Annotated in this window: 16 protein-coding genes and 1 pseudogene; 7 read left to right on the top strand and 10 right to left on the bottom strand. The window is 55.9% G+C overall.

The window, feature by feature from the left end:
• Positions 1–11: 11 nt before the first annotated feature.
• The 3 genes from argH to argC form a co-directional block, all read right to left on the bottom strand.
• Complete coding sequence (gene argH, locus JZ655_RS20520) at positions 12–1,385, bottom strand: argininosuccinate lyase (protein ID WP_207292622.1); 1,374 nt, start codon at positions 1,383–1,385, stop codon at positions 12–14.
• Between the two features lie 74 nt (positions 1,386–1,459).
• Positions 1,460–2,236 (bottom strand): acetylglutamate kinase, encoded by a 777-nt coding sequence (argB, locus tag JZ655_RS20525; RefSeq protein WP_207292623.1) that lies wholly within the window; start codon positions 2,234–2,236, stop codon positions 1,460–1,462.
• 6 nt (positions 2,237–2,242) lie between these two features.
• Complete coding sequence (gene argC / locus JZ655_RS20530) at positions 2,243–3,247, bottom strand: N-acetyl-gamma-glutamyl-phosphate reductase (protein WP_207292624.1); 1,005 nt, start codon at positions 3,245–3,247, stop codon at positions 2,243–2,245.
• 88 nt (positions 3,248–3,335) lie between these two features.
• On the opposite strand from argC, the gene argE reads away from it, so the two are divergent.
• From argE to gldA, 4 genes are all read left to right on the top strand, one after another.
• Entirely contained in the window at positions 3,336–4,487 is a 1,152-nt protein-coding gene (gene argE, locus JZ655_RS20535; protein ID WP_207292625.1) for an acetylornithine deacetylase, read from the top strand.
• Between the two features lie 303 nt (positions 4,488–4,790).
• Positions 4,791–7,442 carry a phosphoenolpyruvate carboxylase gene (gene ppc / locus JZ655_RS20540; RefSeq protein ID WP_207292626.1) on the top strand — a complete coding sequence of 884 codons (2,652 nt, stop codon included), beginning with the start codon at positions 4,791–4,793 and terminating at the stop codon, positions 7,440–7,442.
• Positions 7,443–7,647: 205 nt separating this feature from the next.
• Positions 7,648–9,381 carry a phosphoethanolamine transferase CptA gene (locus JZ655_RS20545; RefSeq protein WP_207292627.1) on the top strand — a complete coding sequence of 578 codons (1,734 nt, stop codon included), beginning with the start codon at positions 7,648–7,650 and terminating at the stop codon, positions 9,379–9,381.
• Between the two features lie 158 nt (positions 9,382–9,539).
• Complete coding sequence (gldA, locus tag JZ655_RS20550) at positions 9,540–10,643, top strand: bifunctional L-1,2-propanediol dehydrogenase/glycerol dehydrogenase (protein WP_040078039.1); 1,104 nt, start codon at positions 9,540–9,542, stop codon at positions 10,641–10,643.
• Positions 10,644–10,696: 53 nt separating this feature from the next.
• Here gldA and katG read toward each other — a convergent pair whose 3' ends face one another.
• The 4 genes from katG to metB form a co-directional block, all read right to left on the bottom strand.
• Positions 10,697–12,877, bottom strand: coding sequence for a catalase/peroxidase HPI (gene katG, locus JZ655_RS20555; RefSeq protein ID WP_207292628.1), 2,181 nt, complete (start codon positions 12,875–12,877; stop codon positions 10,697–10,699).
• A 146-nt stretch (positions 12,878–13,023) separates the two neighbouring features.
• Positions 13,024–13,911, bottom strand: a complete 888-nt coding sequence (gene metF, locus JZ655_RS20560; protein WP_040078036.1) for a methylenetetrahydrofolate reductase — start codon at positions 13,909–13,911, stop codon at positions 13,024–13,026.
• A 258-nt stretch (positions 13,912–14,169) separates the two neighbouring features.
• Positions 14,170–16,602 (bottom strand): bifunctional aspartate kinase/homoserine dehydrogenase II, encoded by a 2,433-nt coding sequence (locus JZ655_RS20565; protein WP_046886218.1) that lies wholly within the window; start codon positions 16,600–16,602, stop codon positions 14,170–14,172.
• Positions 16,603–16,604: 2 nt separating this feature from the next.
• Positions 16,605–17,765, bottom strand: a complete 1,161-nt coding sequence (gene metB, locus JZ655_RS20570) for a cystathionine gamma-synthase (protein WP_207292629.1) — start codon at positions 17,763–17,765, stop codon at positions 16,605–16,607.
• A gap of 277 nt (positions 17,766–18,042) precedes the next feature.
• Between metB and metJ the strand changes: the two genes are divergently transcribed.
• Positions 18,043–18,360 carry a met regulon transcriptional regulator MetJ gene (metJ, locus tag JZ655_RS20575; RefSeq protein WP_007369220.1) on the top strand — a complete coding sequence of 106 codons (318 nt, stop codon included), beginning with the start codon at positions 18,043–18,045 and terminating at the stop codon, positions 18,358–18,360.
• A gap of 69 nt (positions 18,361–18,429) precedes the next feature.
• Here metJ and JZ655_RS20580 read toward each other — a convergent pair.
• The 3 genes and pseudogenes from JZ655_RS20580 to rpmE all read right to left on the bottom strand — a co-directional run.
• Positions 18,430–18,867, bottom strand: a pseudogene (locus JZ655_RS20580) (oligogalacturonate-specific porin KdgM family protein); the annotation flags it as partial.
• Positions 18,868–18,882: 15 nt separating this feature from the next.
• A protein-coding gene (locus JZ655_RS20585) for an IS1-like element IS1A family transposase (RefSeq protein ID WP_242637262.1) occupies positions 18,883–19,580 on the bottom strand; the annotation gives its coding sequence in 2 pieces (ribosomal slippage) (positions 18,883–19,331 and positions 19,331–19,580; 699 coding nt in all).
• A gap of 376 nt (positions 19,581–19,956) precedes the next feature.
• Positions 19,957–20,169, bottom strand: a complete 213-nt coding sequence (rpmE, locus tag JZ655_RS20590; protein WP_040078031.1) for a 50S ribosomal protein L31 — start codon at positions 20,167–20,169, stop codon at positions 19,957–19,959.
• Between the two features lie 201 nt (positions 20,170–20,370).
• Between rpmE and priA the strand changes: the two genes are divergently transcribed.
• Entirely contained in the window at positions 20,371–22,566 is a 2,196-nt protein-coding gene (priA, locus tag JZ655_RS20595; protein WP_207292630.1) for a primosomal protein N', read from the top strand.
• A gap of 136 nt (positions 22,567–22,702) precedes the next feature.
• Positions 22,703–23,728 carry a DNA-binding transcriptional regulator CytR gene (gene cytR, locus JZ655_RS20600; RefSeq protein ID WP_207292631.1) on the top strand — a complete coding sequence of 342 codons (1,026 nt, stop codon included), beginning with the start codon at positions 22,703–22,705 and terminating at the stop codon, positions 23,726–23,728.
• The last annotated feature ends 5 nt before the right edge of the window (positions 23,729–23,733 follow it).

Raw genomic sequence — 23,733 nt, forward strand, 5'->3', positions numbered from 1 at the left:
GCCCGCACTAATCAGACCAGGCGGGTTTTCGCATCCGCAATGGCCTGGGCCACCTGCTTCGGCGATACGCCGCCTTTGGCCGCACGCTTATCCAGGCACGACTGCAGCGCCAGAATCGGATAAACATCCTCCCCAATCACCGCACTGAATTTCTGCAGGTCAGTCAGGGGCAGATCCTCCAGCGGTTTCCCCTGACGGATCGCTTCGACCACCGCTTCGCCCACAATGTGGTGCGCTTCACGGAAGGGTACGCCTTTCGCTACCAGGTAATCTGCCAGCTCGGTCGAGTTGGCATAACCCTGCTGGGCCGCCTCCTGGCAACGCGGACGTTTCACCTGAATGCCATCCAGCACCAGTGCGCCCATATGCAGACAATCCAGCCAGGTGTCGAGCGCGTCGAACAGCCCCTCTTTGTCTTCCTGCATATCTTTGTTGTACGCCAGCGGCAGCCCTTTCAGGGTCATCATCATGCCGGTCAGCGCGCCCTGCACGCGGCCACACTTGCCGCGGATCAGCTCCAGCGCATCCGGGTTTTTCTTCTGCGGCATCAGAGAAGAGCCGGAGGTCACGCGGTCTGACAGCTCAACAAACCCGGCTTCACCGGAGTTGAAGAAAATCAGATCTTCGGCAAAGCGCGACAGGTGAACCATCCCGATTGAGGCATTGGAGAGCAGCTCCAGCACGTGGTCGCGGTCAGAGACGCTGTCCAGGCTATTACGGGTGGCGGAGGCAAAGCCCAGCCAGCCTGCCAGCTGTTCACGGTCGATTTCATAAGCGGTGCCAGCCAGCGCACCGCTACCCAGCGGGCTAACATCCAGACGTTTCAGCGTATCATGCAGACGGCTTTCATCACGTGCCAGCATCTCTACGTAGGCCAGACACCAGTGAGCAAAGGTCACCGGCTGCGCGCGCTGCAGGTGGGTATAACCCGGCATCACCGCGTCCTGGTTGTTCTGCGCGGTCTCTACCAGCGCGCTCTGCAGCTGACGGGTCGCGGCCAGCAAATCAGCGACGGTCTCTTTACACCACAGTTTCAGATCGGTCGCCACCTGGTCGTTACGGCTACGGCCAGTGTGGAGTTTTTTGCCCAACTGGCCGACTTTGTCGATCAGCTTGCCTTCCACCCAGCTGTGTATATCTTCGGCATCACTCTGGAGGACTTGCTGTGGATCCAGACGCACCTCTTCCAGCAGATTATTCAGCGCCTCTTCCAGCTGCAGCTGTTCGTCTGCGGTCAGTACGCCCACGGTGACCAGCGCTTTGGACCAGGCCACAGAGCCGACGATATCCTGTTCGGCCAGGCGGTAGTCAAAGCGCAAAGAGTCGTTGAACTGTTTGAAACGTTGATCCGCTGCCTGTGTAAAACGCCCACCCCAAAGTGCCATAACATGCTTCCTTTATTCGTTAGTTCTGCCGGGTGTCGCGTCGCGTTCCCGGCCTGCGGTAAATCAATAAATGGTTATGCCAGAATACGCGTGCCAATCGGCGTGCCATTGAACAGCGCCGGCAGTTGCTCAGCGTGGCGCCAGGAGGCGATATCTACCGGGCGGCCCAGCGTGCGGGCAGCATCCAGCGCCGCGTTCACTTTCACAATCATGCCGTCGGTGATAATGCCCTGGTCAATCAGCTGCTCGGCTTTTGCTGCGGTCATCTCCGCGATACGCTGGCCTTTGCCGTCCAGAATGCCGCTCACGTCAGAGAGCAGGATCAGGTCTGCGCCCAATGTTGCCGCCAGCGCGGTAGCTGCCTGGTCTGCGTTGACGTTCATCAGCTCGCCCTCTTCGGTCACGCCGATAGAGCTCACCACCGGCAGGAACCCGCTTTCCAGCAGAGTGTTGATCAGCTTAGGCGAACCAGGCTGCGCCAGTCCAACGTGGCCGAGCTCTTCATCGAGCTGGGTAACTTTTACGCTGTCGCCATCGCCCAGATAGAGGCCAACGGAAGCAATGTGATGCTTCTTCGCCCACGCCAGCAGCGTTTTATTGGCCGTCCCCGCCAGCGCACCGGTAATGATGTCAATCTGGTCGGCAGGGGTAACGCGCAGCCCGTTTTTCTTTTTCACCGGCAGGTTGAGCCCTTTCATCAACTCATCCACTACGCAGCCGCCACCGTGCACGATCACCAGCGGACGCTGATGCGACTCACGGTAGTTCACCAGCGCGGTAAAAAGACGCTCCAGCGCTTCTTCACTATCCAGCAGTACGCCACCGAGTTTGATAATTAATGGATTCATCATCACACCTTAAATAAGAGACTGCGTTTCAGGGAAGCCGAAACGAATATTGGCACACTGCATGGCTTGCGCGGCAGCGCCTTTAAGTAAGTTATCCTCTGCCGCCACCACAATGAGATGCTCGCCCTGGACGGCAAAGCCGATATCGCAGAACGGCAGGCCGACGACGTTTTTCAGCGCCGGCACGCCTTTGTCATACAGACGCACCAGCGGTTTATCTGCATAGGCATGCGTGAAGGCCTCTTTCACCTGTTCTTGCGTCACGCCCGGCTGCAGGCGGCAGGTAATGGTTTCGAGGATCCCACGCGGGAAACTGCCCAGGTGCGGAGTAAAAATCACCTCTGCGCCCAGATGGGTGGTAATTTCCGGATGATGGCGATGATTGAACACGCCGTACGGTTGCAGGCTCACTTCACAGAAGCTGTTAGAGATGGCGGCTTTGCGCCCGGCTCCACTCACGCCACTGGTGGCATTGATCACCGGCCACTGGGTCAGATCCAGCAGATGCGCGTCGATCAGCGGTTTCAACGAAAGCTGTGCTGCAGTCGGATAACAGCCCGGCACGGCAATCAGATTAGCTTCTTTTACTTTCTCTGCGCTCCACTCCGCCAGGCCATACACTGCTTTTTCAAGCAGATCCGGGTGCTGATGCGTGAAACCATAATATTTTTCATAGAACCCGGCGTCGTTAACGCGGAACGCACCAGAAAGGTCGAATACCACGCAGCCGACCGCCAAAAATTGCGGTGCCAGGTGGTGGCTGACCTCATGTGCGGTGGCTAAAAACACCACATCCACGCCGTCGGTAAATTCACTGATGTCGGACATCGGCTGCAGCGGCAGATCCACAATGCCCTTAAGCTGCGGATGCAAATCAGAAATTAATTTTCCGGCATCATTGCTTTGCGCTGACACGGTCAAAGCGGTTATGGTCATATGAGGATGGCGATTCACGTAGCTAACCAGCTCTGCGCCCGCATAGCCGCTAGCACCTACAATCAGCGTATTCAACATCGGGTTCCTTTATGCTCAACGTTAGTGTATTTTTATTCACATATATTGCATGAATATTGATACTATCACGACCTAAGGTATGTCAACAATGAAAATGAATTTGCCACCATTTATCGAGATTTACCGCGCCCTGATTGCCACACCGTCAATCAGTGCAACGGAAGAAGCGCTGGATCAAAGTAATGAGACTTTAATCAATCTGCTTGCAGGCTGGTTCAGCGATCTCGGCTTTAAGGTGGAAGTTCAGCCCGTTCCCGGTACGCGCAACAAATTCAATCTGCTGGCCAGTACCGGCCAGGGCGCTGGTGGCTTATTACTGGCCGGGCATACCGATACCGTACCCTTTGACGATGGCCGCTGGACGCGCGATCCCTTCACCCTGACCGAACATGAGAACAAACTCTACGGGCTGGGCACCGCCGACATGAAAGGCTTCTTCGCCTTTATTCTCGACGCACTGCGTGACGTGGACGTGACGACGCTTAAAAAGCCGCTCTACATTCTGGCGACCGCCGATGAAGAGACCAGCATGGCGGGGGCACGCTACTTCTCTGAAAACACCGCAATCCGCCCTGATTGCGCCATTATTGGCGAGCCCACCTCCCTGCAGCCGATCCGCGCCCATAAAGGCCATATCTCCACCGCGGTACGCGTGATGGGTCAGTCTGGCCATTCGAGCGATCCGGCGCGTGGAGTAAACGCCATTGAACTGATGCACGATGCCATTGGCCGCATCATGACGCTGCGTGATGACCTGAAGGAGCGTTATCACTATGATGCCTTCACCGTTCCTTACCCAACGCTGAATCTTGGCAGCCTGCACGGCGGCGATGCGTCTAACCGCATCTGCGCCTGCTGTGAGCTGCATATGGACATTCGTCCGCTACCCGGCATGACGCTGAGCGATCTCGACGGCCTGCTGAATGAAGCACTGGCCCCGGTAAGCGAGCGCTGGCCGGGCCGTCTGACGGTCTCTGAGCTGCATCCGCCGATCCCTGGCTACGAATGCCCGCCTGACCACCAGTTGGTTGAGGTGGTTGAAAAGCTGCTGGGTGAGAAAACCGACGTGGTGAACTACTGCACCGAAGCGCCGTTTATTCAGACCCTTTGCCCGACGCTGGTGCTTGGCCCGGGTTCCATCAACCAGGCCCACCAGCCGGATGAGTATCTGGAAACCCGCTTTATCAAACCTACCCGCGAATTGATAACCCAGGTTGTGCATCACTTCTGCTGGCATTAAAACTGCCTCTTCACCCTGCTCTCTTCCCAAAGAGACGAGGGTATTTAAATACCCTCTCCCCGTGGGAGAGGGTTAAGTGAAGGGAAATTTCCCGCGATCTCCATCACATTCTCATAAGCATCTCTTATCTGACACAAAGCGAATTAAATTTCGTAAATTGCCTGCATTTTTTCGTTTGCTGAACCGTTTTCGCAGCAATTGACGACAGGGGTTTTACGTGGCTTTATAAAGGGAGATGACAAAATAATGTCCGTCAGATTGCTGAAAGGGCATAAACAAAAATGATGGGGTGACTGGGTTTTTATGAACGAACAATATTCCGCGTTGCGTAGTAATGTCAGTATGCTCGGCAAGGTGCTGGGAGATACCATCAAGGATGCCCTGGGCGAGAACATTCTCGACCGTGTTGAAACTATCCGTAAGTTGTCGAAATCTTCCCGCGCAGGAAACGAGGCCAATCGTCAGGAGCTGCTCACAACGCTGCAGAATCTTTCTAACGATGAACTCTTGCCCGTTGCCCGCGCGTTTAGCCAGTTCCTGAACCTGGCGAACACCGCAGAGCAGTACCACAGCATTTCGCCGCATGGCGAAGCGGCCAGCAACCCAGAAGTGATTGCCCGCACGCTCAGAAAACTCAAAGACCAGCCCGATCTCAACGAAGCGACCATCAAAAAAGCGGTTGAATCACTGTCGCTGGAGCTGGTGCTCACCGCCCACCCGACCGAGATCACCCGTCGTACGCTGATTCACAAAATGGTGGAAGTGAATAACTGCCTGAAGCAGCTCGATAACAAAGATATTGTCGATTACGAGCGCAACCAGCTGATGCGCCGTCTGCGCCAGCTAATTGCCCAGTCCTGGCATACCGATGAAATTCGTAAGCACCGCCCAAGCCCGGTAGACGAAGCCAAATGGGGCTTTGCGGTGGTGGAAAACAGCCTGTGGGAAGGGGTACCGAACTACCTGCGCGAGCTGAACGAACAGCTGGAAGAGAACCTCGGCTACCGCCTGCCGGTCGATTTCGTACCGGTGCGCTTTACCTCCTGGATGGGCGGCGACCGCGACGGTAACCCGAACGTTACGGCGGATATCACCCGCCACGTGCTGCTGCTGAGCCGCTGGAAAGCGACCGACCTGTTCCTGAAAGATATCCAGGTGCTTATCTCCGAACTGTCGATGGTAGAAGCCACTCCGGAACTGCGCGAGCTGGCCGGTGAAGAAGGTGCCAGCGAGCCCTATCGTTACCTGATGAAAAAACTGCGTGGCCAGCTCATGGCAACGCAGACCTGGCTGGAAGCGCGCCTGAAAGGCCAGCGCCTGCCGAAACCAGAAGGGCTGTTGAGCCAGAATGAACAGCTCTGGGAGCCGCTATACGCCTGTTATAAATCCCTGCAGGCCTGTGGAATGGGCATCATCGCCAACGGCGAGCTGCTCGACACCCTGCGCCGCGTGAAGTGTTTCGGCGTGCCGCTGGTACGTATCGACGTGCGTCAGGAGAGCACCCGTCATACCGAAGCGCTGGGCGAACTGACCCGCTATCTCGGCATCGGCGACTATGAAAGCTGGTCAGAAGCCGACAAACAGGCATTCCTGATCCGTGAACTGAACTCCAAGCGCCCTCTCCTGCCGCGCAACTGGGAGCCAAGTAACGACACCCGTGAAGTGCTCAATACCTGTAAAGCGATCGTGGATGCACCGAAAGGATCGGTGGCCGCCTACGTGATCTCAATGGCGAAAACCCCGTCCGACGTGCTGGGTGTTCACCTCCTGCTCAAAGAAGCCGGTATCGACTATGCCCTGCCGGTGGCGCCGCTGTTTGAAACCCTCGACGACCTGAACAATGCCAACGACGTGATGACCCAGTTACTGAATATCGACTGGTATCGCGGCTTCATTCAGGGCAAGCAGATGGTGATGATTGGCTATTCCGACTCCGCAAAAGATGCGGGCGTGATGGCGGCATCCTGGGCGCAGTACCAGGCGCAAGATGCGCTGATCAAAACCTGTGAAAAAGCGGGCATTGAACTGACCCTGTTCCACGGTCGCGGTGGTTCTATCGGACGTGGCGGCGCGCCTGCGCATGCGGCGCTGCTCTCTCAACCGCCAGGCAGCCTGAAAGGGGGCCTGCGCGTCACTGAGCAGGGCGAAATGATCCGCTTCAAATATGGTCTGCCAGAGGTAACCATCAGCAGCCTGTCGCTCTACACCAGCGCCATTCTGGAAGCCAACCTGCTGCCACCGCCGGAGCCGAAAGAGGCCTGGTGCCGCATCATGGACGAGTTGTCAGATATCTCCTGCGAGATGTACCGCGGCTACGTGCGAGAAAATAAAGATTTCGTCCCTTACTTCCGTTCCGCCACGCCTGAGCAGGAACTGGGCAAGCTGCCGCTGGGTTCACGTCCGGCTAAACGTCGCCCGGCCGGTGGCGTCGAGTCGCTGCGTGCCATTCCGTGGATCTTCGCCTGGACGCAGAACCGCCTGATGCTGCCGGCCTGGCTGGGCGCGGGCGCGGCGCTGCAAAAAGTGGTGGAAGATGGCAAACAGAGCGAACTGGAGAGCATGTGCCGCGACTGGCCGTTCTTCTCTACCCGCCTGGGTATGCTGGAGATGGTCTTCTCGAAAGCCGATCTGTGGCTGGCAGAATACTACGACCAGCGTCTGGTAAAACCCGAGCTGTGGACGCTGGGTAAAGAGCTGCGTGAACTCCTGGAAGGCGATATCAAGGTGGTACTGGATATCGCCAACGACTCTCATCTCATGGCAGACCTGCCGTGGATTGCCGAGTCCATCCAGCTACGCAATATCTACACCGACCCGCTGAATGTGCTGCAGGCAGAGCTGTTATACCGCTCCCGTAAAGCCGAGGAAGAAGGTGCGGAACCGGATCCCCGTGTCGAGCAGGCCCTGATGGTCACCATTGCTGGCGTGGCGGCAGGCATGCGTAACACAGGCTAATCAATAACTTAGGTACCCTCGTGCTATTGTGCGAGGGTTACCTGAAATTTTTCTGTCATAAACAATTCGAATTCAATATATTTTGCCTCTCTTTTATCCCCTTAATGGGCTCCGTCCGGCTTCAGGCGGTCTAAATCGCTCTGCTTCAGGTTCCCTTAAGGTTTAGTCGCTACGTTGGCGATACGTTTAAAGACAGGCAACCATCATGCAACTCTCCTCCTCCCAGACTAAACCTGCGTTTAGCTGGAAAGCCCTCGCCTGGGCGCTGCTCTATTTTTGGTTCTTTTCTACCTTACTTCAGGTAACCATTTGCATTAGCGGCTACAGCGGCACCAACGGTCTGCGCGATTCGCTGCTATTCAGCTCGTTATGGCTTATCCCGGTCATACTCTTCCCGGCCCGTATTCGTGCCATTGCGGCAGTCATTGGCGTCGTGCTGTGGGCAACCTCGCTGGCGGCACTGAGTTATTACGTCATTTATGGGCAGGAGTTTTCGCAAAGCGTACTGTTCGTGATGTTTGAATCGAATGCGAACGAAGCCAGTGAATATCTGAGCCAGTACTTCAGTCTGAAAATTATTCTCGTGGCGCTGGCCTATACCGCGACGGCAATTTTCCTGTGGACACGCCTGCGCCCGGTGTATGTTCCTTCGCCATGGCGCTGGGTGGTTCCTTTTGCCTTGCTGTATGGCCTGATTCTGCACCCGATTGTGATGAATAGCGTCATCAACAATAAGCCATTTGAAAAAACGCTCAACGGCCTGGCATCCCGTATGGAGCCGGCAGCGCCGTGGCAGTTTATCTCGGGGTATTATCAGTATCGTCAGCAGTTAACGTCACTGAATAGTCTGCTCAATGAAAATGATGCCCTGCCGCCGCTGGCTAATTTTAAAGACAGCTCGGGCGATGCGCCGCGCACTTTGGTACTGGTGATTGGGGAATCCACCCAGCGTGGCCGCATGAGCTTGTATGGCTATCCGCGTGACACCACGCCGGAGCTGGATGCGCTGCACAAAAGCGATCCTGGTCTGACGATCTTTAATAATGTGGTGACGTCTCGTCCCTACACCATTGAGATCCTGCAACAGGCGCTGACCTTTGCCAACGAGAAGCACCCGGACCTTTACCTGACCCAACCGTCGCTGATGAACATGATGAAACAGGCCGGGTATAAAACCTTCTGGATCACCAACCAGCAGACGATGACCGCCCGTAATACCATGTTGACGGTCTTCTCTAAGCAGACCGACAAACAGTTCTATATGAACCAGCAACGTACCCAGAGTGCGCGTGAATACGACACCAACGTGCTGGCGCCGTTTAAAGAGGTGATGGCAGACCCTGCACCGAAGAAATTCATTATCGTGCATCTGCTTGGGACCCATATTAAGTACAAGTTCCGCTACCCGGAAGACAAAGGCTACTTTGACGGCAAAACCGATCATCTGCCGGCGGGTCTGAGCCCGGAGGAGCAAGAGTCTTATAACGATTATGATAACGCCAACCGTTATAACGACATGGTCGTCGCCAGCCTGATCAAAGATTACAAAGCGACGGATCCGAACGGCTTCCTGCTTTACTTCTCCGATCATGGTGAGGAGGTGTATGACACGCCGCCGCACAAGACTCAGGGTCGTAACGAAGACAATCCAACGCGTCATATGTATACGGTGCCGTTCCTGCTCTGGACGTCAGAGAAGTGGCAAGCCGCACATCCACGCGATTTCTCGCAGGATGTTAACCGTAAATACAGCAGCTCTGAGCTGATTCATACCTGGTCAGATTTGGCGGGCCTAACCTATGACGGATACGATTCTACGCGTTCCATCACCAGCCCGGCATTCAAAGAGACCACCCGCTGGATTGGCAATCCGTATAAGAAAAATGGACTGATTGACTACGATAGCCTGCCGCATGGCGATCAGGTCGGAAACCAGTAACCTGTACAAAAGGCCATCCAGTCAGGGTGGCCTTTTTTTATTCCCAATCTTTTCCCCTTTAGATGTAGCGCAACAAATGCTCGCCTCCCCGGCGGTAGAGTCAGTTTTAACTCACTGCAAAACGCGTTTGTCACCTCACTCTCTAAAGGAGACATGTTATGGACCGTATTATTCAATCGCCAGGCAAATACATTCAGGGCGCGGATGTGCTCTCCCGCCTCGGTGACTACCTGAAACCGCTGGCTCCCCGCTGGCTGGTGGTCGGCGATAAGTTTGTGCTGGGGTTTGCCGAAGAGACTATCCGTCAGAGCTTTAACGAGGCTGAACTGCAGGTTGAGATTGTGCCGTTTGGCGGCGAATGTTCGCAAAATGAAATTGATCGCCTGCGCAAACTGGCACAAGGGGCAGAGTGCCAGGCCGTGCTGGGCATCGGCGGCGGCAAAACCCTGGATACTGCAAAAGCACTGGCCCACTTTATGGATGTGCCCGTCGCCGTCGCCCCTACCATCGCCTCAACCGATGCGCCATGCAGCGCGCTCTCCGTTATTTATACCGATGAAGGCGAGTTTGACCGCTACCTGATGCTGCCTCATAACCCCAATATCGTCATTGTGGATACCCGCGTGGTGGCCGGTGCCCCGGCACGTCTTCTGGCAGCCGGTATTGGCGATGCGCTGGCCACCTGGTTTGAGGCGCGGGCCTGTTCACGCAGCGGCGCCACCACCATGGCGGGCGGCAAATGTACGCGTGCCGCGCTGGCGCTGGCCGAACTGTGCTACAACACGCTAATTGAAGAGGGCGAAAAAGCGATGCTGGCCGCTGAACAGCACGTAGTTACGCCGGCGCTGGAGCATGTGATTGAAGCCAACACCTACCTGAGCGGCGTGGGCTTTGAAAGCGGCGGTCTGGCTGCCGCTCACGCCATCCACAACGGCTTAACGGCCCTGCCGGATGCGCATCACTATTATCACGGCGAAAAGGTGGCATTTGGGACATTGACTCAGTTGGTGCTGGAGAACGCACCGGTAGAAGAGATCGAAACCGTCGCGGCGCTGTGCCACAGCGTCGGCCTGCCAATTACCCTGGCACAGCTGGATATCAAAACCGATATCCCCGTGAAAATGCGCCTGGTGGCTGAAGCAGCCTGCGCTGAAGGCGAAACGATTCATAACATGCCTGGCGGAGCGACGTCGGATCAGGTTTATGCCGCGCTGCTGGTGGCAGACCAGTATGGCCAACGCTTCCTGCATGAGTGGGAATAAACGTCTGATATAAAAAATCCCCGCCGAAGCGGGGATTTTTTTATGACGTCGGTTTACTTCAGATCGAAACGGTCAAGGTTCATGACGCGTCCCCAGGCCGCCACGAAGTCGTTCACAAACTTCTCGTGACCATCGCTGCTGGCGTATACTTCTGCCAGCGCGCGCAGTACGGCGTTTGAGCCGAACACCAGGTCCGCGCGTGAAGCGGTATATTTCACCTCGCCGCTGGCGCGGTCGCTGCCGGCAAACAGCTCGTTAGAGTCGTCGGTCGCTTTCCACTGTGTACCCATATCCAGCAGGTTGACGAAGAAATCATTGCTGAGCACGCCCGGACGATCGGTAAAGACACCGTTTTTGCTGCCGTCGAAGTTGGCGCCCAGCACGCGCAGGCCGCCTACCAGTGCGGTCATTTCCGGTGCCGTTAGGGTCAGCTGCTGCGCTTTATCAATCAGCAGGGACTCGGTGGTGGAAACATCAACCTGCGCACGATAGTTACGGAAGCCGTCGGCAATCGGTTCGAGCAGGTTAAACATCTCGATATCCGTCTGATCCTGACGAGCATCCACGCGGCCCGGCGTAAACGGCACAGTAACGTAAACGCCCGCCGCTTTCGCAGCCTGCTCAACGCCCACCACACCCGCCAGCACGATGATATCGGCCAGCGACGCTTTATTCACACTGCGCTGGATGGCTTCCAGCGCCGGTAAGGCACGCACCGCTGCGGCGTTCACATCCCAGTCGCGCTGCGGAGACAGCGCCAGGCGTGCACCGTTCGCACCGCCGCGTTTATCACCACCGCGGAAGGTGGACGCCGAGGCCCAGGCCACGGAGACCAGTTCGCTCACCGGGAGACCCGAAGCGGCAATCTCTGCCTTCAGGGCGTTGATATCTTCCTGCGTCGGGTTATAGACCGGCTTCGGCAGGGGATCCTGCCAGATAAGCTCTTCTTTCGGCACTTCCGGCCCGAGGTAACGTGAAATCGGCCCCATGTCGCGGTGCGTCAGTTTGAACCACGCCCGGGCAAACGCTTCGTTAAAGGCCTGCGGATCGTTCAGGAAGCGACGGGAAATTTTCTCGAATTCCGGATCAAAGCGCAGGGTCAGATCGGTTACCAGCATGGTTGGTTTGCGCTTTTTCGACGGGTCGAACGGGTCCGGCATCACATCCGGTGCGTCGACAGCTTCAAACTGGATCGCCCCTGCCGGGCTGCGGGTCTGCACCCACTCATATTTGAATAAGTTCTCGAAGAAGTAGTTGCTCCACTGGGTCGGCGTTTGTGACCAGATGACCTCCAGCCCGGAGGTAATAGCGTCTGCGCCAATACCGGTGCCGTGCGTGCTGGTCCACCCCAGGCCCTGCGCTTCGATTGGGGACGCCTCAGGATCGGTGCCCACGTGCGTGGCTTCCCCGGCGCCGTGGGTTTTACCCAGCGTGTGCCCCCCGCCAATCAGCGCGACGGTCTCTTCATCGTTCATCCCCATGTTGCCAAAGGTCGCGCGAATAGCCGCCGCCGCTGACAGCGGGTCACCGCTGGCATTTGGCCCTTCCGGGTTAACGTAAATCAGCCCCATTTCTGTCGCCGCTAACGGGCGCTTCGCCAGTGCTTCCGGGTCACGGTGCTTGAGCCAGGCCGTTTCATCACCCCAGTTCACATCCAGATCCGGCTCCCAGACGTCTTCACGCCCGGCGCCAAAACCAAAGGTACGGAAGCCGGAATTCTCCAGCGCCACGTTCCCGGCGAGGATAAAGAGATCGGCCCAGGAGATTTTCTGGCCATATTTTTGTTTGATTGGCCACAGCAGGCGGCGCGCTTTATCCAGGCTGACGTTATCCGGCCAGGAGTTCAGCGGCGCAAAGCGCTGCTGGCCACGTCCGGCGCCGCCACGTCCGTCAACAGAACGATAGGTACCCGCACCGTGCCAGGCCATGCGAATAAAGAGTCCCGCGTAGCTACCCCAGTCGGCAGGCCACCAGGGTTGAGAATCGGTTAACAGCGCTTTGAGATCGCCTTTCAGGGCAGAGTAATCAAGTTTGCTAAATTCTTTGCGGTAGTCGAAATCTTCACCCAAAGGGTTCGAACGACTGGAGTGCTGATTAAGAAGATCGATGCGGAGTTGTTTCGGCCACCATTCTTTATTGCCCGTGCCCGCACCCGCGCTATGGTCAACGCCGCCCTGATGGAACGGGCATTTACCCATAGATGACGCTTTATTAGTATCGTCTGACGTGCTCATCGCTGTGCTCCCTTTAGAGTGTTACCGTTACGATATACACCACCAGCGATAAGAGATAGTTGAATTGATCCACAGATTCGATAGTTAATTCCTTTTAACTTATCGCCCGCTTAAAAACCTTGCAAACTATTGGGATATTTTAAAGATTACGCCGGACGAACGCCCAGCGTATGGCAGATGGCGTAACTCATCTCTGCACGGTTCAGGGTATAGAAGTGGAAGTCTTTCACCCCTTCCCGGCTCAAGATCTTCACCATATCCATCGCGATACTTGCCCCCACCAGCTTGCGGGTTTCTGCATCGTCATCCAGACCTTCGTACATTTTGGACATCCAGTGTGGAATGCGCACGTTGGTCATGTCGGCAAATTTCTTCGCCTGCTTAAAGTTAGAGACCGGCAGAATGCCCGGAATGATTTCAACGTCGATACCCGCAGAGACGCAGCGGTCACGAAAGCGCAAATAACTCTCTACATCGAAAAAGAACTGAGTGATGGCACGACTGGCACCGGCATCCACTTTGCGCTTCAGGTTCAGCAGGTCCGCCTGGGCGCTTTTCGCTTCCGGATGCACTTCCGGATAAGCCGCAACGGAGATATCAAAATCACCGACCTCTTTCAGTAAGGCAACCAGATCGGTCGCGTACATCTCGGGTTTACCGCTTCCCGGCGGAAGATCGCCGCGCAGGGCAACGATATGACGAATACCGTTGTTCCAGTAATCTCTGGCAATCGCACTCAGTTCTTCGCGGGTGGCGTCGATGCAGGTCAGGTGCGGAGCGGCTTCCAGACCGGTTTGCTCTTTAATGCCTTTGATGATGCTGTGCGTACGGTCACGCTCACCGGAGTTAGCCCCGTAGGTTACGGAGACAAACTTAGGCTTCAGGCTGCTAAGGCGATCGATAGAGGCCCACAGGGTTTGCTCCATTTCACTGGTGCGCGGCGGGAAAAATTCAAAAGAGACATTAATCTGGCCATTTACTTCTGCCAGGCTCTGATTCAGGGCTTCCCGCTGGTTGGCGTGAAAAAAGCTCATACCTTACCTCATCAATCGCGTGTGGTTGTTTGTTATGCCGTGAACTTCTATACGTTTAGACGTCCAGATGTAAAAATGACGGAAAAGCGGAGTGGCGTCAACAGAAATAATCATCATTGACGGTGAGGAATACTCAGGGGAGATGAGGGGGGTTCATGATGGGGGTTGGGTGCGGTCTGTCCACCCTCACTCCGGCCCTCTCCCTCAGGGAGAGGGAGAAGATGGTTCCCTCCCCTGGCGGGGAGAGAACCAGCAAGACTACAGCAGCTGCGCCAGACGGTTGATATCTGACTGAATGGCACCAGCGGTGACATCGCGCCCCGCGCCAGGCCCACGGATCACCAGTGGGTTATCGCGATACCAGCGGCTTTCAATGGCAAAGACGTTATCACATGGCAGCAGCGCCGCCAGCGGATGCTCCGGACGCACGGCTTCTACCCCGACGCGGGCTTTACCGTTGGCATCGAAGCGCGCCACGTAGCGCAGCACCAGCCCCATCTCACGCGCGGCTTCCAGACGTTGCACCATTTGCGCGTTCAGCTCGTCACCGTTCTCGAAGAAGTGATCGACAGAGCCCTCCTCGCATCCAGCAGGCACAAGCGATTCGACACGTACGGCGCTGGGTTCGATATCGTAGCCCGCTTCGCGCGCCACAATGACCAGTTTACGCATCACGTCTTTCCCGGAGAGATCGACGCGCGGATCCGGTTCGGTCAACCCCTGCTGCCATGCCTGATCCACCAGGTCCGTAAAGGGCACGGTACCGTCAAACTGCAGGAACAGCCAGGAGAGCGTACCGGAGAAGATGCCGCTGACAGCCAGGATGCTGTCGCCGCTTTCAATCAAATCACGCACCGTGTGGTTCACCGGCAAACCGGCCCCCACGGTGGCGTTATAAAGCCAGTGGCGACCCGTTTTTTCAAACGCATCGTGGATTTGGCGATATTTATCGGTATTGCTCGCCCCGGCCAGTTTGTTCGCGCTAATCACGTGGAAACCGTGGCTGGCAAAATCCAGGTACTGATCGGCCAGCTGCTCACTGGCGGTGACGTCCAGCACCACTAAATCGTCATACGGATGCGCTCGCATCCACAGGAAGAGCGACTCTTCATCCTGCTCGACCGCTTCGTCGTTGAAGAACGCGAGCGCCCGGCTGGCATCCAGCCCTTCGTAGTTCAGCAAGCTACGGCGGCTGTCCACCACCCCCGCCAGCACAAATTCGAAGCCGGTACGCGCCGACAGGGTTGTCTGCTCGCGAGCAAACAGCTCAAGCCAGCGAGAACCGATGTTACCTTTGCCGAACAGTACCAGGCCAATACGCTTTTCCGCGCGGAACAGCGAGGTGTGTAGCCCCTGAATCAGACTTTCGGTCGGCCCTTTACGCAGCACGGCAACCAGGCTAATGCCCTCTTCCGACTGCCAGGTGAACTCCACCGGCTGGCCTTTCAGTTGCTGCCAGAAACGGTGGCAGTGCAGCGGGTTGCGGGTGACGCCCGCACCGACCATCGCTACCAGCGCCAGCCCCTGGCGCAGACGAAGTTCGCCGGGCAGGCCTGCTTCATCCAGAATTTTTAAGGCGCTGTCCGCCACTTCTGCGGTATAGCAGAACTGCAGCAGCTGACGGTCGTTATGCACGCCAACGGCCAGCGGACGCACCTGAGCACGCTTCAGAACCAGATCGATATCTTTATGCGCCAGCTTAAAGTCCTGACCCGCCGGCACCTGGAACTCAATCAGGCAGATATCATCATGGCTGGTCACAATACGCGCGCCGGTACCGGAGGCCAGCACGCGTTCGATGCGGGTAGAGCCCTGATCCGGGGTATAGCTGCAACGGAGTTGTAGATCGATATCGCTGCCGGAAACCGGCTGCAGGGTGCGCGCATGCAGAACCGGTGCGGCCAGACGCGCCAGCTCGCTGGCTTCGTCCAGACGCAGAAGCGGCAGCAGACAGGCATCTTTAACTTTACGCGGGTCGGCACTGTACACGCCGGCGACGTCGCTCCAGATAGTGACGCGGTTAACCCCCGCCAGCGCACCGATTTGCGTTGCCGAATAGTCAGAGCCGTTACGCCCCAGCAGCACGGTTTCGCCCGCGTTGCTGCGGCTGATAAAACCGGTCACGACGATGCGTTTACCCGGATGCTGTACCAGCAACTGTTGCAGCAGCGGATAGGACAAGCCTTCATCCACCTGCGGCTGCGCAGCGCGTTCGGCGCGCAGGAAGTCACGCGCATCAAGCCAGGCGGCTTCAAGCCCTTGTTGTTCCAGAACGGCCGCCATCAGCCGCGCAGACCAGACCTCGCCGTGGCCAACCACTTCAGCGTAAACCGCATCGGTCACGCCGCTATCCAGCAAGCCGGCCAGACGTTCGAGATCGTGAATGAAGGTACTGATCAGGCCATCCGCCACCTCGGCAGGCAGCAATCCGGCGATCAGTTCGCTCTGGTAACGGCGTAATGACTGTTGTACCTGATGCGCAGAGAGACGATCGGTCTGGCTTAATTTCAGCCAGCTAATCAACTGGTTGGTGGTGCTGCCCGCCGCAGAGACAACCATCATGTCCCCCGGCATCGAATATTCCGCCATGATCCCCGCGACCCGCAGGTAACATTTCACATCAGCAAGACTACTACCACCAAACTTGTGCAGTTGACGACCCTTCGCCCCTGCCTGCGCTATCACACTCATGATTACCCCTTGGCTGCGACCCGGAAGCCATTTTCCAGATCGGCAATTAAATCTTCACAATCTTCAATACCGGTTGAGATGCGTAGTAGCGTCTCAGCGATCCCGGCGGCGGCACGCGCTTCTGGCGCCATGCCAGCGTGGGTCATTGTTGCGGCGTGGGAGATTAAGCTTTCAACGCCCCCTAATGATTCCGCCAGCGTAAACAGTGACAACCCGCTCAGGAAGCGACGCAGCGTCTGCTCGTCGCCATCCAGTTCAAAACTTAACATCGCACCAAAGCCCTTTTGTTGACGGGCCACAATCTCGTGTCCCTGATTTTCCGGCAGCGACGGGTGATAGAGCTTTTTCACCAGCGGCTGGGTCTTCAGGAAATCGACAATCGCCTGGGCATTACGCTGCGCCACTTCCATACGCGGCGACAGGGTGCGCAGTCCACGCAGCAGCAGGTAGCTGTCAAACGCACTGCCGGTGACGCCGATGTTATTCGCCCACCATGCCAATTCGGTGACAAGCTCAGGATCCTTTGCAATCACTACCCCGGCGACCACGTCAGAGTGGCCGTTCAGGTATTTAGTACATGAATGCAATACCAGGTCCGCACCCAGCGCTAACGGATTCTGCAGCGCAGGACTGAGGAAGGTATTATCCACTACAGTTATCGCTCCCGCATCCCTTGAGAGCTGACAAATTTGTGCAATATCGACGACGCGCAACAGCGGATTGCTTGGACTTTCCACTAAAACCAGCTTTGGCTTCTCTGCCAGCGCCTGTTTTAGCGCCTGCTCATCCCCCTGATCGACAAACAAGACGCGGTAGCAACCCCGTTTTGCCAGGCTGTCAAACAGACGGTAACTGCCGCCGTAGCAGTCGTGCGGGGCCACCAGCAGATCGCCAGGTTTCAGGAACACCGTGGTGACAAGATGAATAGCCGACATGCCAGTATTGGTCAGTACCGCGCCGGCGCCGCCTTCCAGTTCTGCCAGCGCACGCTGGGTGACATCACGCGTAGGATTGCCACGACGCGAGTAGTCATGCGCGCGCGGTTCATTAAATCCGGTGAAGTTATAGGTACTGGAGAGATGAATCGGCGGGACGACGCAGCCATACTGCTCGTCGTCATTCAATCCGCTACGCACTGCAATGGTGGCCTGTTTACGCGTCATGGTGAAGGCTTCCTGGCTTAATGGATGAAAAGTCAGGCATCAGAGTAAACATTGATTATATGGACGTCAATACATCTGGACATCTAAACTTCTTTGCGTATAGATTGAGCAATACGCAAATAGCCGTTAAAATTATATGCTTTAGCGCATAACGCAGAGGCAATATCCGTGTCACAGCGGCGTCTCTACGGTAAACTACGCGGGATTATGGCCCCGGCCCCGGCAGTCGCTGCGGCATTGGCCTCATATTAATGACTTAGAGGATTAAAGGTATCTCATGGCTGAATGGAGCGGCGAATATATCAGCCCATACGCTGAGCACGGTAAGAAGAGTGAACAAGTAAAAAAAATTACGGTTTCCATTCCTCTGAAGGTGTTGAAGATCCTCACCGATGAACGTACGCGTCGTCAGGTGAATAACCTGCGTCACGCCACTAACAGTGAACTGCTGTGCGAAGCGTTCCTGCATGCGTTTACCGGTCAGCCCTTGCCTAACGATGAAGATCTGCGCAAAGAGCGCAGTGATGAAATTCCGGAAGAGGCGAAGGTGATCATGCGTGAACTGGGCATCGACCCGGATACGTGGGAATACTAAGGCAGCCAGGCTGAATCAGCCCTGACGATAAAATGCGATCCCGCTGAGCCGACTCAGCGGGATGGCTTCTTAGAAGTTGTAGCCTAAGCCCATACGAAAACGGGTTTGACGATCGTCGGTTGTCGCCGTGTTGTATCCGGACGCGACATTGCCCACCTCCGCAAAGGGCACCCAGGAATCTATTTTATAGGCCACGCGGAAGTTATATTCGTAATCCTCTTTTTTATTATTATATAGATTTTCATTATCTGCGAACTTATAGAGGCCGTTAAGTTCGAGCATGACATTATCGATATTATAACCCAGCCAAATTTCTGGGCGATAAACCATACGGTCATCTTGCCCCTGTGCATTACGCCGCGTATATTCCGTACGGTAGCGAAATGCTGTCCACCAGTTCTCATTTATAGCGTACTGAACGCGTAAATAGGGTTTATAAATTGCCATGTCTTCGCCCATCTCCACGGCAATGCCCGGTTGCCAGAGTAAACCTTGCCAGCCAAACTGGGTAATGACTCCAACTTATTGATAGTGTTTTATGTTCAGATAATGCCCGATGACTTTGTCATGCAGCTCCACCGATTTTGAGAACGACAGCGACTTCCGTCCCAGCCGTGCCAGGTGCTGCCTCAGATTCAGGTTATGCCGCTCAATTCGCTGCGTATATCGCTTGCTGATTACGTGCAGCTTTCCCTTCAGGCGGGATTCATACAGCGGCCAGCCATCCGTCATCCATATCACCACGTCAAAGGGTGACAGCAGGCTCATAAGACGCCCCAGCGTCGCCATAGTGCGTTCACCGAATACGTGCGCAACAACCGTCTTCCGGAGCCTGTCATACGCGTAAAACAGCCAGCGCTGGAGCGATTTAGCCCCGACATAGCCCCACTGTTCGTCCATTTCCGCGCAGACGATGACGTCACTGCCCGGCTGTATGCGCGAGGTTACCGACTGCGGCCTGAGTTTTTTAAGTGACGTAAAATCGTGTTGAGGCCAACGCCCATAATGCGGGCGGTTGCCCGGCATCCAACGCCATTCATGGCCATATCAATGATTTTCTGGTGCGTACCGGGTTGAGAAGCGGTGTAAGTGAACTGCAGTTGCCATGTTTTACGGCAGTGAGAGCAGAGATAGCGCTGATGTCCGGCGGTGCTTTTGCCGTTACGCACCACCCCGTCAGTAGCTGAACAGGAGGGACAGCTGATAGAAACAGAAGCCACTGGAGCACCTCAAAAACACCATCATACACTAAATCAGTAAGTTGGCAGCATCACCCGAAGTCTATATCCAATCCTGAATGCCATCGCTAAAAAATGGCAAAATAAAAACAAGACACGAGCAAAGTGTAGAATTACCCGAAGCGGGAAACCTTTTATATTTGGACATCCAGAATAAATGCGTGGCAGAGAGATCAAGAAAACAGAGATGAATATCACCCTCTGTTAAAGAATAAGCCAGCCAAATATTTGAGTGGGAAATATAAAAAGAGAGTGATGAAAAATAATGATTTTTAATTTAAATAAAAAGAAGTTAATTATTCAGGCAGTATATTGCAGGCATAAAAAAAACCGCCCGTAGGCGGTTTCTTCTGGAAGCTTATTTCGCGCCCGGGATGCTGAAACGCTTGTTGAAGCGGTCAACACGGCCACCGGTTGCAACATCACGCTGCTTACCAGTGTAGAACGGGTGGCATTTACCGCACACGTCCAGGTTCAGATCGTGGCCCACGGTGGAGCGGATCTGGATAGCGTTACCGCAAGAGCAGTTTGCAGTAATCATTTCGTATTTCGGGTGAATATCTTTTTTCATGGGAGAACCTCAGTAAAGGCCGCGTCGCTCTTCCAGCCCTAACGCCAGACACCACGCGATGTTGAATGTAAGTTCTTTGGCGTAAAGTACACCAAAGGCGGCGAATCATACAGAATTTAACCAGGCGATGCAAACTGATCCGCACGCCGCCTTTCACTAATGTGTATACTAACGCGCCACTTTTCAAGTCAGGAAGATTCGATGCCCGTTGCTCACGTTGCCCTGCCCGTTCCGCTTCCCCGCACCTTTGATTACCTGCTGCCCGACGGCATGGTTGCTCAGGCTGGCTGCCGCGTGAACGTGCCATTCGGTAAGCAGCAGCGGGTAGGGATTGTGGTCTCAGTCAGTGAGCAAAGTGAGTTGCCGAGAAGCGAACTGAAAAGCGTGGTCGAGGTGCTGGACGACGAACCCGTCTTCTCCGCCAGCGTATGGCGGTTACTGCTCTGGGCCGCCGATTATTACCACCATCCGCTGGGCGACGTGCTCTTCCATGCGCTACCGATCCTGCTGCGACAGGGCAAAAATGCCCGCCATGCCCCTCAGTGGTACTGGTTTGCCACCGAGCAGGGTCAGGCGGTGGATATCAACAGCCTGAAGCGCTCGCCAAAACAGCAGCAGGCGTTGGCAGCATTGCGTCAGGGGCGTATCTGGCGCCATCAGGTAGAAGATCTGGAATTTAATGACGCCGCGCTGCAAGCGCTGCGTAAAAAAGGGCTGTGTGAACTGGCAAGTGAAGCCCCGGCCATTCAGGACTGGCGTAACGGCTTCTCCGTGGCGGGTGATCGACTGCGGCTTAATACCGAGCAGGCGACGGCGGTAGGCGCTATTCATAGCGCATCGGATCGCTTCTCCGCATGGCTGCTGGCAGGCGTGACGGGCTCAGGTAAAACAGAAGTTTATCTTAGCGTACTGGAGAACGTCCTTGCTCAGGGCAAGCAGGCGCTGGTGATGGTGCCGGAGATCGGCCTGACGCCGCAAACCATCGCCCGCTTTCGCGAGCGTTTTAATGCGCCGGTTGAAGTGTTGCACTCCGGCCTGAACGACAGCGAGCGTCTCAGTGCCTGGCTGAAGGCGAAAAATGGTGAAGCGGCGATTGTTATTGGTACTCGCTCTTCTCTGTTTACCCCTTTCAAGAATCTGGGCGTTATTGTTATCGATGAAGAGCACGACAGCTCTTATAAACAGCAAGAGGGCTGGCGTTATCACGCCCGCGACCTGGCGGTGTACCGTGCCCATAGCGAGCAGATCCCGATTATTCTTGGCTCCGCCACGCCCGCGCTGGAAACCCTGCATAATGTGCGCCAGCGTAAGTACCATATGCTGCGCCTGACCCGCCGCGCGGGGAATGCCCGACCGGCAACGCAGCATGTGCTCGATTTAAAAGGTCAGCAGGTGCAGGCGGGATTAGCACCAGCGCTGATCGCGCGTATGCGTCAACATCTGCAGGCGGATAACCAGGTCATTCTGTTTCTCAACCGTCGCGGTTTTGCGCCGGCACTGCTGTGCCATGATTGCGGCTGGATCGCTGAGTGTCCGCGCTGCGACCACTACTATACTCTGCACCAGGCGCAGCATCATTTGCGCTGCCACCACTGCGATAGCCAGCGGCCAATACCACGTCAGTGCCCCTCTTGCGGCTCCACACATATGGTGCCGGTAGGGTTAGGCACCGAGCAGCTTGAGCAGGCGCTCAGCCCCTTTTTCCCGGATGTACCTATCTCACGTATTGACCGGGACACCACCAGCCGTAAGGGTGCGCTGGAGCAGCACCTGGCCGAAGTACATCGCGGCGGTGCCCGCATTTTGATCGGCACCCAGATGCTGGCGAAGGGGCACCACTTCCCGGACGTGACGCTGGTTGCGCTGCTGGACGTGGATGGCGCCCTCTTCTCGGCGGATTTCCGCTCTGCGGAGCGCTTCGCCCAGCTGTACACCCAGGTGGCGGGACGTGCAGGACGTGCGGGTAAACAGGGCGAAGTGGTGCTCCAAACTCACCATCCCGAGCATCCGCTGCTGCAGACCTTGCTGCAAAAGGGCTACGACGCCTTTGCCGAGCAGGCGCTGGCAGAGCGGCAATCGCTGCAGTTACCGCCATGGACCAGCCATGTCATTATCCGGGCAGAAGATCATAATAATCAGCAGGCTCCCCTGTTCCTGCAGCAGCTACGGAATCTGTTGCAAGCCAGCCCGCTGGTAGACAATCAGCTCTGGATCCTCGGGCCGGTACCCGCCCTGGCGCCAAAACGCGGCGGACGCTATCGCTGGCAGATTTTGCTGCAGCACCCCTCTCGTATTCGCTTACAGCACATCGTCAGCGGAACCTTAGCGCTCATCAATACCTTACCTGAAGCGCGCAAAGTGAAGTGGATGCTGGACGTCGATCCCATCGAAAGCTGAACCGCAATGAGAGGGGGATCGTAAAATTCAATGTGCATCACACTTTTTATGAAAATTCTGTAACCGATTCCATAAACTATCTGATAAAAAATGGGGTAATTCAGTAGATCGGTGATGCGCCTGTGAGGAGAAGACGTTGAAGTCCAGGAAAGAGGTTGCTCCGGCGACCATGAAAGATGTTGCCCTGAAGGCGAAAGTCTCGACGGCAACCGTATCCCGCGCATTAATGAACCCCGATAAAGTCTCTCAATCTACGCGCAATCGCGTAGAACAGGCGGCTCTCGAGGTAGGTTATCTGCCTCAGGCAATGGGACGTAACGTCAAACGTAACGAATCCCGCACCATTCTGGTCATCGTGCCGGATATCTGCGATCCCTTCTTTAGCGAAATCATTCGCGGTATTGAAGTCACCGCTGCGGCGAAAGGCTATCTGGTGCTGATTGGCGATTGTGCTCATCAAAATCAGCAGGAAAAGACCTTTATCGATTTGATCATTACCAAGCAGATCGACGGCATGTTACTGCTCGGTTCACGCTTGCCTTTCGATGCCAGCATCGCAGAGCAACGCAATCTGCCGCCGATGGTCATGGCTAATGAATTTGCGCCTGAACTGGAGCTGCCGACGGTTCACATTGATAACCTCACCGCCGCCTTTAATGCCGTAAATTATCTGCAAGAGCTGGGGCATAAACGCATTGGCTGCATCGCCGGGCCAGAAGAGATGCCGCTGTGTCACTACCGCCTGCAGGGATACGTCCAGGCGCTGCGCCGTGCGGGCGCAACGGTGGATCCCCACTACATCGCCCGCGGCGATTTTACCTTTGCTGCTGGCGGGCTGGCGTTAGAGACGCTGCTGGCGCTGCCGGAACCGCCAACGGCGGTCTTCTGCCATAGCGATGTAATGGCGCTGGGGGCGCTCTCCTGTGCCAAACGCCAGGGTCTGCGGGTGCCCCAGGATCTCTCCATCATCGGTTTTGATAACATCTCCTTGTCTGAGTTTTGCGATCCGCCGCTCTCAACCGTGGCCCAACCTCGCTTTGAGATTGGCCGTGAAGCGATGCTCCTGCTGCTCGATCAGCTGAATGGCCAGACGGTCAGCAGTGGATCGCGTTTACTGGATTGCGAATTGATCGTTCGCGGTTCTACGCGGGCGCTGACGTAAATCAG

The sequence above is a fragment of the Leclercia pneumoniae genome (assembly GCF_017348915.1).
GTDB lineage: Bacteria > Pseudomonadota > Gammaproteobacteria > Enterobacterales > Enterobacteriaceae > Enterobacter > Enterobacter pneumoniae.

Excerpts from the sequence above, each read along its gene's own strand:
- argE (WP_207292625.1), top strand. The coding sequence starts at position 3,336 with ATGAAAATGAATTTGCCACCATTTATCGAGATTTACCGCGCCCTGATT.
- ppc (WP_207292626.1), top strand. The coding sequence starts at position 4,791 with ATGAACGAACAATATTCCGCGTTGCGTAGTAATGTCAGTATGCTCGGC.
- argC (WP_207292624.1), bottom strand. The coding sequence starts at position 3,247 with ATGTTGAATACGCTGATTGTAGGTGCTAGCGGCTATGCGGGCGCAGAG.
- metJ (WP_007369220.1), top strand. The coding sequence starts at position 18,043 with ATGGCTGAATGGAGCGGCGAATATATCAGCCCATACGCTGAGCACGGT.
- gldA (WP_040078039.1), top strand. The coding sequence starts at position 9,540 with ATGGACCGTATTATTCAATCGCCAGGCAAATACATTCAGGGCGCGGAT.
- rpmE (WP_040078031.1), bottom strand. The coding sequence starts at position 20,169 with ATGAAAAAAGATATTCACCCGAAATACGAAATGATTACTGCAAACTGC.
- priA (WP_207292630.1), top strand. The coding sequence starts at position 20,371 with ATGCCCGTTGCTCACGTTGCCCTGCCCGTTCCGCTTCCCCGCACCTTT.
- metF (WP_040078036.1), bottom strand. The coding sequence starts at position 13,911 with ATGAGCTTTTTTCACGCCAACCAGCGGGAAGCCCTGAATCAGAGCCTG.
- argH (WP_207292622.1), bottom strand. The coding sequence starts at position 1,385 with ATGGCACTTTGGGGTGGGCGTTTTACACAGGCAGCGGATCAACGTTTC.
- metB (WP_207292629.1), bottom strand. The coding sequence starts at position 17,765 with ATGACGCGTAAACAGGCCACCATTGCAGTGCGTAGCGGATTGAATGAC.
- JZ655_RS20565 (WP_046886218.1), bottom strand. The coding sequence starts at position 16,602 with ATGAGTGTGATAGCGCAGGCAGGGGCGAAGGGTCGTCAACTGCACAAG.
- katG (WP_207292628.1), bottom strand. The coding sequence starts at position 12,877 with ATGAGCACGTCAGACGATACTAATAAAGCGTCATCTATGGGTAAATGC.
- JZ655_RS20545 (WP_207292627.1), top strand. The coding sequence starts at position 7,648 with ATGCAACTCTCCTCCTCCCAGACTAAACCTGCGTTTAGCTGGAAAGCC.
- argB (WP_207292623.1), bottom strand. The coding sequence starts at position 2,236 with ATGATGAATCCATTAATTATCAAACTCGGTGGCGTACTGCTGGATAGT.